Below are 13,826 nucleotides of genomic sequence, written 5' to 3' on the forward strand. Positions count from 1 at the left end.
TTAGCGGCTCCGGACACGTTGAGGGGCGAGCTGTGCAAGACGCACCCAAATCGCGAGCACCACACCCACGTGCATCGATCTCAGCGCCGGGCTCGCGCTCAATTATGACGACATTCCAACCGCCACAGGTGGACCGTGCTTTGCGACTCAGCGCACGGTTGAATGCCGCTTCAGCGGATCGATTAACCCGGACAGGATGTGCAACTACCGCGTAAAATTGGGCCTGCGCACCGCTCAGTGACCTGAGGCCATGACCCGCCACCTCGAACGTGCTCCAATCCAATGACTATCTCGACAAGTTGGAGGCCGCTCCCTAGCCCGTCAGGAAAATCTGGTAACGCCAAGAGGCGTAGGCCAGTATTTCGTTGTGGCTTTCCGAAAATAGCGCGAGCCGTTCTGCTGACACGGGGACATAAGGTTTTGGCTCGCCCCCGGAGGCCTTTGCGTCCCGCTGACCGCACCATGGCGGTGCCGATTCGGGATCGAGCCCGAAGTGCGCCAGTATTTCGGCGTAGCGCGCGCTAAGTTGTTCGTAGCCCACTGAAATCATATTTTCTCGGGAGAGCGACGCAAAAGAATCAAGCGCCGCGCAATAGCGGTGAGTCGCTGCAATCAGCACCGGATCCGACTCGGTCGGAGTAATTATCGGCAATGAGATCAACTCCTTCAACCTGCCCGCCTGAAGATACGGCGGTGGCTTTCGGGAGAGGGATTCCAGCACAGCGCTTGGCTCTCGATGCAGGAAGATGAACCGCGCTGCAGGCATTCGATCGAGTAGATTGCGGTGGTGAAGGTGCATTTGGCTTCCGAACTTGACCACCAGGGGCGCTCCGCGTTCCTGCGCCCAGCCGCGCCAGGCGTTCAGCATCGCAAGACAGGCGCGCATCGCCACATCGGCGCTAATGCTGCCCCACATGCGATGACGAAGGATGCGGAAAAATGGTGGCTCGCTCAATACCATAGCCTGCCCACTCGCTCTGATATTGCTCGCAAGCAATGTCGAGCCGCACCGGGACACATGAAATATGGCGCTAAAGTTAGCGAAGCCATCGCTCACTTCAGGTTGGACAGAGAGCCACTCGTCGAACCCTATCATGCCAACATGTCCGGTCCTCTCCGCGACGCTCGCGCTGAAAAACGGCTGAGTCATATCGAGCAGATCGGGATCGATCAGGCGAACAACATTGTGGTGACCATAGCGCTTAAACAGATATGGCAGACGCAAATTGCTGCTCACGGCGTGGCCCAGTGTGACGTGTCGGCAAGTTTTCGAACATGGCTGCTGACTGCGAAGCGACCGCCCGCGAAGTGATGTTCGGCGAGATGGGTTGGCCCGACCGCATGATAGAACCAGCTGGGAAACACAACTAGCCGGTTCGGGATCGCCGCTACTTTGGTAAACCAGCTGGGCGAGATTTCCTGCCTCCCGAGATCTGTGTCCAGGACCGACAATTCGCCTCCAGTAAACCGTACCGGGACCTGCGCGAAATAATAGAGCCAAGTAATAGCTCGCCCCGCGCTTGCAACAGGGCCGTGGTTGTCGGCATGAGGCTTGAAGAAGCCACCTTCGATATGATTTGTTAGCTTAATCTCGACCCGGTCCACCTTGAACTTCGGCAGACCGAGTGCACGTTGAAATCTCTCGAGATTAGCGTCGAGGAAATCGAGAAAATATTGGCGCTTATAAGTGAATTGCGGGTTTACGAGCGTACGCCGCTTTGCCGGATCATAAACCGCGGTTTCCGAGAATGTTCGCGCATCAAAAAACTGCGGCTCAAGATCGCAAGCGTGTCGATGCAGCGCGTTCATCTCGTCCACGGGCAGAAAATCGTCGATCACTAGAATCGGCGAAATGACGTGGTTGCCCGGCGACCGGAGGCCCGGCGGGATGACGGCCTCTGGATCGAAAGCCTCTAGTACGTCCTCCGCCCCCACCGCGTTCAGATGGTCGACAAAGGCTGCCCGCGCTGACCTTAGATCCCCACATCGCCTCAGAAGATTCGCCCGCATGAGATGGGGTTGCGCACCGGCCCTGCCCAAGGCGATGCGCGCGTCCAGCTGCTCCAGCAATGCGTGCGTGTCACTACGATTGCTCAGTCGCGTCAGCTTCTCATAATATTCCTGCGTCTGGTTCCGCATCTGTGCTGTTAATCCGCTCGTTTCACGAGTTTTGCAGATTGGAGCCCCGCGAAGAAATTTTTTAGATCCGCCTCACATTGTAACGAAGTTAGCGAGTATTTCTCTTGGATTATTGCGGCGATCTGATCCAACGTCCGAGCGCCATCAACAAGATCCCAAATGACGCGACCCGTCTTGTTCAGTTCGATGAAATCTCCGGTGTCTATCGACATTAAAATTTTCATCTCGCCCGACTCAGCCATCATCACATCATCGGCATATGCGAATACGTCCTGCATTTCAGCCAACTGAGCCCCTCCTCCTTCTTTCATCAGCGATTTTCGCAATGGCGTCCTCCGCTTTGGCCACTACCTCCGCCACCGTATCGTGCGCCGCCGGGCGGGCGATCCGCCAGACCGGTACAGCGTGCGCCAAAGCAGTCCATTTTATCAACAATCCCGGCAGCTTGGCCCGCGCGATGAACCGCTTGCGAAAGCTGTGCGCCCATAGCAGGGCAATCGCTTCGCTTACTGGCACGCGTTCCAAGGAAACCTGAGTAACGCCACGTTGCTCGAGCACGATAACGCCCGAAAGGGGGTAAGGTGTGGCAGCAAAAAGGTGCTCGGTCGGCAGAACGCGTTTCCCTTTACTGCAGCGCATTTCGGTCTTCATCGTTTGGAAATCGGGTAGCCCGACCAAAACATCGTCAGCCAATTTGGTAACGCGTGGTCCGGCGGGGATCATGAACTCCGGCGCGTCGCCTACGACGGTGACATCATCTCCCAGCGTCTCGCCGCCGTTAGCCAGCAAGTGCGCGAGAGTCGTAGACTTGCCTGCGCCGCTCCGCCCACAAATGAGGTAGGCGTGCCCGGCACGGCACAGGCTGCCTCCGTGAAGAACGACGTTGCCGCGCTGATGGTGAATGGTCGCCAAACCGGTGCCCAGCAGATGGGCAAAAATAGGAGCGTCAGGGCCCGTTGGCGCTCGCTCAAAAACGATTCTCTTGCCCTCGGTGATCAGTAGCCGACCTATCCCTGGCACTTCGACAAGGACTTGATCGCCTGAGACCTCGTAGAGGGGGCGAACCTTCTCAGCCTGCTCGAGGGATGCTGGAACATTGCCTTCATCCACTTGCACTTGGTTTTCGCAAAACGGACTGGACAGGGCTTCGAGCCCGGGGACCGGCAAACCCGCCTGAATCGTCAAGCCCAAAACGTCATAACAATGCATATGTCATTTGACCGAACTCGACACGCCAGTGCCCGCAACAAGCGCCATATCACCCGACGCGAAAGCTGCATCCATGCATCGACGATAGTGCGTGTGGCGGCCTTCCTATCAGGAAGGGCGTCCGGTGAAATCCTCGTCTAGGTCTATGATCCCGCCGCGGATATCGTCAGTTCCGGCTACGACTGTGAAAGTCGGCGTTTCCCAAGGCATCTTTTCGTCTGGCTCGGCAGGTGTCGTCATGCTCGATTCCCGGTTTGGATCCAAGTTATTCGCAAGCTTGGCAAAAGTTGTCAATTTCCTATCAAAACCAGACGGAGATGCAATCCTCGCAAGTCCTTAACTGTGGCTGCAGCTGGCTTACCCGGACAGGGCGGACGCCGACTTTTGAAATTCCTGCCATAAGCAAAACTGCGCGATACGGTGGAATTGCCTGACGCTGAGCTGACCAACGTTGCCTGCGCTCGCTGCCGACTGGCGCAATTCGTCGACCACGAAATCCATATCGACAAAATCCGCGACCGCCGGATCAGAGCGATGCCTCTCGAATAAGGCCATGAAATCGCCTGCCTCTGCAAAAAAGCGGGAAATGGCGAACGGTACAGAAGCCCAGGACTTGTCGTCGCGCATGCGCACGCGATCGGGCAACCGCCCTGACATTGCGGAACGGATGAGCGTCCGGCGCTGCCCACCGGGATGAAGCTTCAGACGATCCGGAAGTCGCAAACAGAACTCCACGAGACGCAGGTCCAGCATCGGATAGGCATACTCGAATCCAAGGGATCCAGCGCCAACGGCGCTATCCTGTGCGCGATGGCCAATATGTGGGCTGCTGATGACACTGCGCTCGCGAGAGCCGATTGTGCCCCAATAGGGACGCAACGGAAAACGCATGCGGCGCCGGGCTAGTTCGTCATCGGACAGTAGAGTGGGGCGAGTCAGGCGCGGCGCCTTTCGGCAACGGAGTTCGAACGCCCGCCGGGCGCGCCAATGTAGCAAAGTGCGGCCGACCGGAGTGCGCCAAGCGAGCCGGGCCAATGGACTGGCGACCAGTCGCGCGAGATCCTCCCACCGCGCTTCGCGCGCGAGACTTTCCACCAGTCCCGCTCCCTGGGAGGTCGCGAGCTGATCGCCGCCAAATCCCGATAGCAAAACTCTGCAATCATTCTCGCGCATCGCCTCTGCAACGCCGAGCTGCAGAGAATTGAAATCCCGTCGATGCAATCCGCCGTGGCGCGCAATCGTGTCTGCTAGGGCAGAAACTTGAGGGACCGCACTGTTCGCAAGCCAGTAATGTTTGCCTACGGGAATTGCATCTAGAACGGCTTCAATCTCTACCCGCTCGTCGCTCAGCGGTGCATCGCCGCAGGTGGGCTCATTTAAGACGTGCGAAAGAGTGAGCATTATATCGCCCCGCGCTGCGATCACTGGCGCAGCGGTCACGGCAATACTTGTGGAATCGAGACCGCCGCTCAGTTCGCTTGCAACAGAGCCTGAAGCAGGCACGCGGCAAGCTACAGCCTGATCGAACAGATGCCGATATTCGGCAACCGCGTCAGCGAGTGAGATAGTGTCTAACGACCCTGTAGTGGGTGGCGCCCAGATCTTGTCACGATTCTCAAAATGCGCCAGCTTTGAAATCCGCGTCGCCGGCGGAACAGCGGCAATTCCCTTGTAGGGCGTCGATCCCGAATCGGGTTTCACAATTTCCAGGAAATCGCTGATCCACAACCTGTCTTCCGCGCGATCAACAAAGGGCAGCGCAAGCAGCGCGTCCATGGAACTGGCGAATGCGTAATAGCCTCCTCCTTCGGAGGTAAACAGGGGTCGGGTGCCCATGGCATCTCGCACAAGCTCCAGACAAGCTCGACCGGAATCCGCAACCGCCAGAGTAAATTCACCGACTAATCGCGCGGCAAAATCTTTTCCCCAGCGCTTATATGCAGCTAGGATCAGCGATGCATCGTTTCCCCGAATGCTCAACGCGTGCTGCAATTCAGCTCGATTGTGGAGCCGGCCGTCGATGACGGCACAGCTGTGGCCATCGTTGGCTGTTGCAAAGCCGCCTGGCATGTCGCGGGGTGACTGCGTGCGTTCGTGCACGCCAATGTAGCACTTGGACGCCGCAAAACGCGCTTGGTGATCGGAGGGCCACCGCCCGGCCCGCGACTCCATAGCTTCTATCCATGCTGTCGGGACAGGGTTTTGACTAAAGGAAAAGATACCAAATATGATGCTCAACATCCACCTGCAAGCGCTTGATTATGCGTCCTCGTCTAATCCTCAAGACCCCGTAGTCAAATCGCGCTCCGAAGGCCGAACTTTCGTTGCTTGCGTCGTAAACGCCCGGAGCACCCCCTCTTGTCTGTCGGATCATGCTCTGTGCCGCAGTCGGATCGTAGGAAAGAACGACCGCTTCCGGGAACACCCATAGGGGCGTTCGACGATTGCTCATGGGGTGCATTTCCGACCGGCCGGTTATGCCAATAGCGGCCTGGCTGCTGATGGGCCGTTAGCCGACTGGCGGCTGTTGGCATGACGAACTACGGAAGCAGCCGTCGCGTCACTTGCGCGGACAGATTGTGTATCCTCTGGAAGAGGCTATCGGATTTCTGCGTTTTAATCCGCTAATTGCCAGAGATTATCTCTGGCGATCGGTCGCTAGGAGTTGGGTGGCTTCGGGGCGGCGACCGAGGCTATGCGCTTGCTCAGTATACATTGCTCGAACCGGTAGGCTGGTTTCGCTAATCTGGCATCGCGAGGTCACGAAGTAGCCGCCTTAAAGCCGAACCCCGAACCGTCCCAGCACGATCGTCATCCCCGCGTAGAGCAGGACCGTCAGCACGCACCCTGCGGCGAGTGCAGGCCAGAAACCGATGCCGCGCTTGAGCAACAGCGGGATCAACACGAACATCGGCAAGCTGGGAAGCACATACCAGAAGGTCGCGAGTGCGTGATCGGCCATCAGCGTTACGTCGGGTTTGTCGCGCCAGAGCCAGATCATGCCGAGGACCGAGACCAGCGGCAGCGATGCGACCAGCGCGCCGAAGCCGGGAGAGCGGCGGGCGATTTCCGAGACCAGCGCGATGAGCACCCCGGAAATCGCCGCCTTGATCGCAAGGTAGAGCATCGGAAGTCCTAAACCACACTGTGCGCATGCGCTGCCATCTTCAGCACTGCCCTTATTTCCTTCAGAACCAGGCGCGGACCCCCAGGACGAGACTGGTCGAGTGCGTATCCTCTCCGCCCGCACGGGCGAACGACGCGGTTCGTCCGAACTTCCGCTCGTGCACGATGCCCACATAGGGCGCGAACTCGCGGGCGATTTCGTAGCGGAGCCGGACGCCGGCTTCGCCACTCGACAAGCCGGACCCGATACCGAGCGCAGGAATGTCCTGCGCCGAAAGGTCGAACTCGATTTTCGGCTGGAGGATGAGGCGCTGGGTCAGACGCTGGTCATATTCCGCCGACGCACTGGCGCGTAGTTCGCCTTGCGTCGAAAGCGACAGATAGGCATCGACCTCGAACCAATAGGGGGCAAGTCCCTCGATACCGATCACCGCATGCGTCCGGTCAGGACCATGGCCGATCTCCTGGCGCAGGCCGCCCTGGAGATTGAAATAGGGGCCGATCGCACGCGAATAGAGTGCCTTCAGATCGACGCCCTCGATTGCTTCGCCGAAGGTGCCTTCGCCCTCAGCCTTCAGAGCGAGGCGGTTGATGTCGCCACCGAACCAGGCGTCCGTCTCGAAACGATAGCCTTCATGTCCTTTGCTAATGGTCAGTTCGGCCAGATCGATCGTCACCTTGCTGAACGTGCCGCCGCCGTGATGGCGGCGCAGGTCGTCGCGGGTCGGCTGCATCGCGTCCCGCCCCCAGACGCGGTCGGCATAGTTCGCCGCGACGGGGGCCGGTGCCGGGCTAGTGCCCGGCACCAGGTCGGTGCCGACCGCATCCTCTGCCGGTGCCGCGTCCTTGGGCGTGCAGTGACCCATTTTTGCGTGTTCGGGGGGACAATCCGGGTCGCTGGCGGGTGGGCTTGCCGGAGCTTTGGCATCGGGCATCCGGCAATGCCCCATCGCCGCATGTTCGGGCGTGCAGGCTGACGCGGCCTGGGCACTATCCTTGCGGGCGGCCATCGGCGGCATCGTCTGTCCGGCGGGGGCAAGACCCAGGACAGACACGAAGCCGGTCCCGGCGAGAAGCAAGCTGCCGATCATGCCGCGTCCTCCTGCGGGCGCACCGTCACGACCTGCATCATCCCGGCATGCATGTGATAGAGCATGTGGCAGTGGAACGCCCAGTCGCCCACCGCATCGGCGGTAAAGTCGAACGCAGCGGTCCCGCCGGGTTGAACGTTGACGGTGTGCTTGCGCGGCGAATGGTCGCCATGCCCCGTCACCAGCTCGAAGAAATGTCCGTGCAGATGGATCGGGTGGGTCATCATCGTGTCGTTGACCAACGTGACGCGGACCCGCTCGCCTTCGGTGAACGGGATGGGTGCGCGCACTTCCGACAGCTTCTCGCCGTCGAACGCCCACATATAGCGTTCCATATTGCCGGTCAGGTGGATGCGCACTTCGCGCTCAGGTCCGCGAATGTCGGGGTTGCGATCGAGCGCGACCAGATCACGATAATTGAGAACACGATGGCCGACATCGTCCAGCCCCTGTCCGGGATCGCCCATCCGGTCGACCGGCATCGGTGAGATCGATTGGACCGTCGGCGTCTTGGCAACGCCAGGGGCGACCGAAAAATCGCGCATCGAATGCTTCATCGCTGTGCCACCGCTGTGTTCCGCGCCGTCGCCGCTTGGCATCGTGCAATGGCCCATCGCCGCATGCTCAGGCGTGCAGACGGCAGCGCCATGACCGCCCATGTCGCCCATCCCCATATCCTTCATCGTCGCCAGCGGTCGCTTGCGCAGGGGCGGCACGGCACCGCGCATGCCGGGCCGGGGTGCCAACGTCGCCACGCCCATGCCCGAGCGATCGACCGTCTCGGCGACCAAGGTGTAGGCGCGGTCCTCGCTTGGCTCGACGATCACGTCATAGGTTTCGGCGACCGCGATCTGAAACTCATCAACGGCCACTGGACGGACGTTCATTCCGTCCGCCTGCACGATGCTGAGCTTCAGCCCCGGAATGCGCAGGTTGAATGTCGTCATCGCCGACGCATTGACGATGCGCAGCCGCACGCGCTCGCCCGGTCGAAACAGTCCGGTCCAGTTCTCTTTCGGGCCATGGCCGTTGACGAGGTAGGTGTAGGTCGCGCCCGTGACGTCCGAGATGTCGGTCGGGTCCATACGCATCTTGCCCCACGCCATCCGCTCGGCGGTCGACATCGGCTCGCCGTCCGTCGCCGTCAGCTTCTGATGGTTGAAGTAGCCGCCCATCTGCTTGAGCTTCTGGAAGATCCGGTGCGGATGCATGAAGCTGTAGTCGGACAGCACGATCACATGCTCGCGATCCGACACGATCGGATCGGCACCTTCGGGATCGATCACGATCGGGCCGTAATGGCCCATCTGCTCCTGCAACCCCGAATGGCTGTGATACCAGTAGGTGCCCGCCTGAACGATCGGGAACTCGTAGGTAAAGGTGGTGCGTGGCTTGATCCCAGGAAAGCTGACCCCCGGCACCCCGTCCATGTGAAAGGGGAGGATCAGGCCGTGCCAATGAATCGAGCTGTCTTCGTCCAGAGCGTTTTCGACATGAAGCCGGACATTCTGCCCCTCGCGCAACCGGATCAGCGGCCCCGGCACGGTGCCGTTGATCCCGATCGCATGGCCGTGGCGGCCGTCGAGATGGATCATCTGGTGCGCAATGCGCAGCCGGATGTCTTCGCCGGACACCGTCTTGAGGTCAGCAACCAGACCGGGAGAATTGCTGCGCGCCCATGCCGGCATCCATTGCGAAAGCGCAAGGGCAGCGCCCCCCATCCCGACGCCGCCGAGCAGCTGTCGTCGATCCATTGTTCGAACCATGGCTTGTTAAAGCTCCGTTGAATTGCACCTGACTACGCGCCGATGCGGGTCATCCCTCACGGCGATGCATGCTTTGGGCTCAGTGCGTGGCGAGCAGCGATGGTTTTGCCACCATCCACACCGCCATCGCGACCATCATCACATTCTCGGTCAGCGAGACGAAACCCAGCGGAACCTTGCTATCGCCGCCGACACAGGCGCATTTGAGCTCCCGCCGCTCGATATAGACGGCATAGAACACGGATACCGCGCCGATCGTGCCGATGAACAATGCGATGGGCACCGAAAGCCACATCATCGTCCCCGCGACCATCAGAACGCCGGCGGCCAACTCTGCAAAGGGATAGATGCGGCCATAGGGCACCCACCGCTTCGCCAGCAGGTCGTAATTGAGGAACATCGTCGCGAAGCTCTCGACATCCTTGAGCTTCTGAAGCGCGAGCAGACACATGGCAAACGCGATGAACCACTCGGCCGCGCGAACCGTGAACAGGCTCTGTTCGATCGCCCAGCTCGCCGACAGCGCCATCGCGGCGGCGACGCCGAACAGAGCGATGACCGGGACATAGGTCACCGCGTCCTTGTCGCGGACGCGCTTGCCCAGATAACGGCGCAAATCGTCATAGCCGCCGATCCGCCGCCCGTCGATGAAGACCTGTGGCGTGGTCGCCACCTCATGCTCTGCCTTGAACGCGTCGGTTTCGGACCGCGTCGTCAAATGATGGTCATCGACCGAAAAGCCTTCGCGCCGGAGCAGGTCGAGTGCCTTCAGCCCATAGGGGCAGGTGTGCTTGGGCATCACCATGCGAAACAATTCTGCGGTCTTTGCAATGCGTGTCACGTCGAACTCCTTGAATTTGCGGAGTCGGGGTCACTTCCAACCCCAACGTGATGGGCCAATAATCCTTCCAACCATTGGAAGGTCAAGCCGGTGCCATTATATTTTTTTCCGTCGGTATCAGCGGGCGGGCAGACATGAATATAGGCACGGCGGCGCGGTTGACGGGCATCTCGGCCAAGATGATCCGCTATTATGAAGAGATCGGGCTCATCCCGCCCGCCGATCGCCGCGATTCCGGCTATCGCGACTATTCGGATGCCAATGTCCACGAGCTACGATTCATCGGACGCGCACGCGACCTGGGATTTTCGGTCGCAGAGATTTCCGAACTGTTGGGCCTGTGGCGCGATCGCGGGCGCAAGAGCGCCGATGTGAAGGCCATGGCCGCGGGCCACATCCGTAAACTTCAGGCCAAGATCGACTCGTTGCAGGCGATGGTCGACACGCTGAGGGATCTTGCGTCGCACTGCGCGGGGGATGATCGTCCGGAATGTCCGATCATCGCGAAGCTGAACGATCCATCGGATCACCCTGCATCCAGCAGATAGCGGCGCGCGCGGTATAGCCGCGTCTCGACGGCCTTTTCGCTGATCCCGAGCAGTTCGGCGACCTCCGCCTGGGACAGTTCGTCCATCGTCCGCAGCAGCAGCACTTCCCGCAGGCGCGCGGGCATTCCCGCTATCCTCCGTTCGATGCTGGTCAGTTCGCTGCGGTCGGCCAGCTGGCGATCGGGCAAGGCAGCGTCATCGGCGACATTCTGACCCTCGCCGATCGGCAGCAGTGCCCGAAGCGCCGCGCGCACGCGCTCCTTGCGCCGCCAGTCCCGCGCCTTGTTGAGCGCGATCCGCGCGAGCCAACCCCGTAGCGGGCGATCGGGATCATACCGCCGGAGCGCAGCATGCGCCGACACGAACGCCTCCTGAACCAGGTCTAGCGCTTCGTCGGGATCGCCAACCAGCCGGACGATGATGGCGTAGAGATAGCGTTTATAGCGCCCGACCAGAATGGCGAACGCGTGCTGGTCCCCCGCCAGCGTTCGCGACACCAAAGCGGCATCGCTGACATCGTCGCCGACGCTCACTGGGGCGCTTCGACAAGCGCCTTGGTCACCGCCTCATCGAACACCCCGACCTGATCTTCCCGCAGCAAGGCGCGCATCGCGAATACATGCGCAACGGTCGCCTTTTGCAGCTCGCCCATCGTCATATGCGTGGCATCGATCGCCGCCTCGACCGCAGGGCCGTTGCGGTGCTCCGCCTGGATCGCGGCGGCCAACCTACGATTGTCTGCGCGCATCCGCGCCTCGAGCGACCGACGCTGCTCCGCGAAATCGCGCTCCAGAATCTCCAGCTTCTTCGCCTGCTCGACGTCGAGGTTCAGCCGGTCGTGCAGCACGGCGTGAATATCGACCGAGGGCTTGGTAGGTGCAGGGATCAGAAAATGCGCGACCAACGCGCCGCACAGCGCGGCAGCAAACGCAATCATCGCGAGTCCGGCGCGGCGGCGGATCATTCGGCCGCGCTGCCCAGCAACAACGTGGAGGGGGCGAGCGGCCCCGGCTCAACCAACCCATGCGGCGTTGCGGCCACCGCGCGCTGGCCGGGCACGCCGCCGACGACCGCGCCGATCATCAGTGCGCTCGCCGCAAGCATCACGGTCATGCGCAGCCCCACCGCGTCGGAACTTCGCGCATCAATGCCTGCGATGACGCGGACCTCGATGCCGTCGAGGCCGGGATGCTCGGACCATCGCGTTTGCGCCATGTGCGCGGTATAGTCGATTTCGGTTGTCATCTCTGTCGTCTCCGCCCCTCATTACGTGCGTATGGGCGCGTGCCCTCGAAATTTCGAGGGGTGCGATATGCCTGCACGTATCATGCATCGAACCAACTGGAGTAGTTCATGCGCTTCCTTTCGAAATCCATCTTCGCGGCAGCGATCTTCGCGCTGCTCGCAGTGCCGGGCATCGCGCTGGCTCATCCCAAGCTGCTGTCGGCGAGCCCAGCCGAGAATGCGACGGTCAAGACCGCCTCGCGTATTGTCCTGAAGTTCAGCGAGCGGCTGACGCCGAAGCTGTCGGGAGCGACGCTGACCATGACCGGCATGCCGGGGATGGCCAACCACCCCGACATGAAGATGACCAGCGTCAACGCAGCGATCGGCAGCGACGGCAGCTCGATCGTGCTGACCTCGCCCAAGCCGCTCCCGGCTGGCACCTATCGGGTCGACTGGCACGTCGTCGGCGGCGACACGCATCGGATTACCGGCACACACAGCTTCACCATCGGCTGACATGATCGGGGTGATGGCGGGGGAAGGCGTGACGGTCGCGCTGCGCCTTCTCCTCTACCTCGATCTGATGGCGGTTGCCGGATTGCTCCTCTGCGCGCGGCGAACCGCGCCGGCCGAGATGTCGCCGCGTTTGATCGCGTTGCTCGCTGGCATTGGCGTGGTGGTCACTGCCGCGCATTTGGCGGCAAGCGCCGCAGCCATGGTCGGGGGTGATGCCGCCCTTCTCGATGCCGAAATGCTCCGCTTCATCGCGCTCGAAACGAGCCATGGACAAGGGGCGGCGGTCCGGCTTCTGGCCTTGGGCGCGCTGGCTATGCTGGCGCGATCCAGCCGCCCCGCCGCGCTGCCAACAGTGCTGGGCGTCGTTGCTCTCGCGAGCCTCGCCTGGTCCGGCCATGCGGGGGCTGGCGAAGGTGCGACCGGTATCCTGCACAAGGCGTCGGATATCCTCCATCTGATCGCGGCGGCGATGTGGATCAGCACGCTGGCGCTTCTGCTTTTGTCCGTCGCGCGACTTGAGCCAGCGATCGACGAGATCGTCGTAGCATTGCGCCGCTTCGCCAACACCGGCACCGCAGTCGTTGGCGTGCTGATCGTGACCGGCGTGATCAACCTCGCCATGATCGCCGATCTCGCCCGACCAACGGCCTTGATCGCGAGCGCCTACGGCCAGACGCTGGCGGTCAAGGTCGCGCTGTTTCTCGCCATGCTCGCATTCGCGGCAGCAAACCGCTGGCGCTTCACCCCACAACTCGAACATGCCGCCGGTCGCGACACACGCGCAATCCGCATGAGCCTCAGCCTCGAATTATGCCTCGGGATCGCCGTTGTGCTGGTTGTCGCGCTGCTCGGGACGCTCTCGCCCGACGCCTAACGCTTGGTCGCGGACGACCAGTGGATATGGACGATCTTCCACGCACCGGCGGCTCGGCGCAGGATCATCGTCTCGGTGCCGGTAAGGGACAGCGCCCGGCCCTTGAAGGTGCCGGCGGTCTCGGTCTCGCTCGTGACCCAGGCAGTGTCGGTTCCAACCCAGGACGCGCGCTTCACCAGCTTGCGCTGGGTCGCACCGGCGAACTCGGCGTCGGCCTTCAAATGATGGCTCGCATATTCCGCCTTGCTCCGCTCGGCGCGACCGGACTCGTAGATCAGCACATCCTCGCTCAGCAGCTTGAGCGCGGCTTCAACCTTCCCTTCGGTCAACGCCGCGTGAAACCTGTCCACCGTTGCGATTGGTGATTGGGGCGCGGCGATGTCCTCTGCCGTTTTGGCAACCGCGAGGGGTGCCTCGCTCAAACCGACAAGAGCCAGCGTCATTGCGGTCAACAGCCCTGTATTCATGAGTCCCTCTATACTGGCACTG

General features: G+C 61.2%; 16 protein-coding genes. 3 read left to right on the forward strand and 13 right to left on the reverse strand.

The genetic code is table 11. From position 1 onward, the window contains the following. Positions 1–313: 313 nt before the first annotated feature. The 9 genes from VGN66_RS17730 to VGN66_RS17770 form a co-directional block, all read right to left on the reverse strand. Positions 314–1,237 (reverse strand): hypothetical protein, encoded by a 924-nt coding sequence (locus VGN66_RS17730; RefSeq protein WP_327520102.1) that lies wholly within the window; start codon positions 1,235–1,237, stop codon positions 314–316. Continuing rightward, positions 1,234–2,139: a 2OG-Fe(II) oxygenase gene (locus VGN66_RS17735; protein WP_327520103.1), complete on the reverse strand. Its 906-nt coding sequence runs from the start codon at positions 2,137–2,139 to the stop codon at positions 1,234–1,236. Before VGN66_RS17735 ends, VGN66_RS17730 begins: the two co-directional genes overlap by 4 nt. Before the next feature lie 8 nt (positions 2,140–2,147). Further along, positions 2,148–2,417: a PqqD family protein gene (locus tag VGN66_RS17740; RefSeq protein WP_327520298.1), complete on the reverse strand. Its 270-nt coding sequence runs from the start codon at positions 2,415–2,417 to the stop codon at positions 2,148–2,150. A 1-nt stretch (position 2,418) separates the two neighbouring features. Continuing rightward, complete coding sequence (locus tag VGN66_RS17745) at positions 2,419–3,348, reverse strand: hypothetical protein (protein WP_327520104.1); 930 nt, start codon at positions 3,346–3,348, stop codon at positions 2,419–2,421. Positions 3,349–3,705: 357 nt separating this feature from the next. Further along, positions 3,706–5,418, reverse strand: a complete 1,713-nt coding sequence (locus VGN66_RS17750) for an asparagine synthetase B family protein (RefSeq protein WP_327520105.1) — start codon at positions 5,416–5,418, stop codon at positions 3,706–3,708. A 706-nt stretch (positions 5,419–6,124) separates the two neighbouring features. Then, on the reverse strand, positions 6,125–6,475 hold the full coding sequence (locus tag VGN66_RS17755; protein ID WP_327520106.1) for a DUF3147 family protein: 351 nt from the start codon (positions 6,473–6,475) through the stop codon (positions 6,125–6,127). A 61-nt stretch (positions 6,476–6,536) separates the two neighbouring features. Next, entirely contained in the window at positions 6,537–7,565 is a 1,029-nt protein-coding gene (locus VGN66_RS17760) for a copper resistance protein B (protein ID WP_327520107.1), read from the reverse strand. Next, positions 7,562–9,331 carry a copper resistance system multicopper oxidase gene (locus VGN66_RS17765; protein WP_327520108.1) on the reverse strand — a complete coding sequence of 590 codons (1,770 nt, stop codon included), beginning with the start codon at positions 9,329–9,331 and terminating at the stop codon, positions 7,562–7,564. Before VGN66_RS17765 ends, VGN66_RS17760 begins: the two co-directional genes overlap by 4 nt. 79 nt (positions 9,332–9,410) lie before the next feature. Next, complete coding sequence (locus tag VGN66_RS17770) at positions 9,411–10,136, reverse strand: glutaredoxin family protein (RefSeq protein WP_327520299.1); 726 nt, start codon at positions 10,134–10,136, stop codon at positions 9,411–9,413. 170 nt (positions 10,137–10,306) lie between these two features. Between VGN66_RS17770 and cueR the strand changes: the two genes are divergently transcribed. Next, the gene (gene cueR, locus VGN66_RS17775) at positions 10,307–10,720 is read left to right on the forward strand and encodes a Cu(I)-responsive transcriptional regulator (RefSeq protein WP_327520109.1); all 414 of its coding nucleotides are present in this window, start codon (positions 10,307–10,309) and stop codon (positions 10,718–10,720) included. Here the strand turns inward: cueR and VGN66_RS17780 are convergent. Genes VGN66_RS17780 through VGN66_RS17790 form a run of 3 tightly spaced genes read right to left on the reverse strand, consistent with a single transcriptional unit; the run spans position 10,699 to position 11,965 of the window. Then, on the reverse strand, positions 10,699–11,253 hold the full coding sequence (locus tag VGN66_RS17780; RefSeq protein WP_327520110.1) for an RNA polymerase sigma factor: 555 nt from the start codon (positions 11,251–11,253) through the stop codon (positions 10,699–10,701). The two genes, cueR and VGN66_RS17780, sit on opposite strands and share 22 nt — an antisense overlap. Beyond that, the gene (locus tag VGN66_RS17785; protein WP_327520111.1) at positions 11,250–11,684 is read right to left on the reverse strand and encodes a periplasmic heavy metal sensor; all 435 of its coding nucleotides are present in this window, start codon (positions 11,682–11,684) and stop codon (positions 11,250–11,252) included. The genes VGN66_RS17780 and VGN66_RS17785 overlap by 4 nt, the downstream gene beginning before the upstream one ends. Further along, on the reverse strand, positions 11,681–11,965 hold the full coding sequence (locus tag VGN66_RS17790) for a hypothetical protein (RefSeq protein ID WP_327520112.1): 285 nt from the start codon (positions 11,963–11,965) through the stop codon (positions 11,681–11,683). The genes VGN66_RS17785 and VGN66_RS17790 overlap by 4 nt, the downstream gene beginning before the upstream one ends. Positions 11,966–12,073: 108 nt before the next feature. Here VGN66_RS17790 and copC point away from each other — a divergent pair, with 108 nt between their 5' ends. Then, positions 12,074–12,463, forward strand: a complete 390-nt coding sequence (copC, locus tag VGN66_RS17795; protein ID WP_327520113.1) for a copper homeostasis periplasmic binding protein CopC — start codon at positions 12,074–12,076, stop codon at positions 12,461–12,463. 1 nt (position 12,464) lies between these two features. Continuing rightward, the gene (gene copD / locus VGN66_RS17800; RefSeq protein ID WP_327520114.1) at positions 12,465–13,337 is read left to right on the forward strand and encodes a copper homeostasis membrane protein CopD; all 873 of its coding nucleotides are present in this window, start codon (positions 12,465–12,467) and stop codon (positions 13,335–13,337) included. Here the strand turns inward: copD and VGN66_RS17805 are convergent. Next, entirely contained in the window at positions 13,334–13,687 is a 354-nt protein-coding gene (locus VGN66_RS17805; protein WP_327520115.1) for a nuclear transport factor 2 family protein, read from the reverse strand. The two genes, copD and VGN66_RS17805, sit on opposite strands and share 4 nt — an antisense overlap. Positions 13,688–13,826: the final 139 nt, after the last annotated feature.

Origin of the sequence: Sphingomonas sp., from assembly GCF_035998645.1 — a bacterium.
Taxonomy (GTDB): domain Bacteria; phylum Pseudomonadota; class Alphaproteobacteria; order Sphingomonadales; family Sphingomonadaceae; genus Sphingomonas.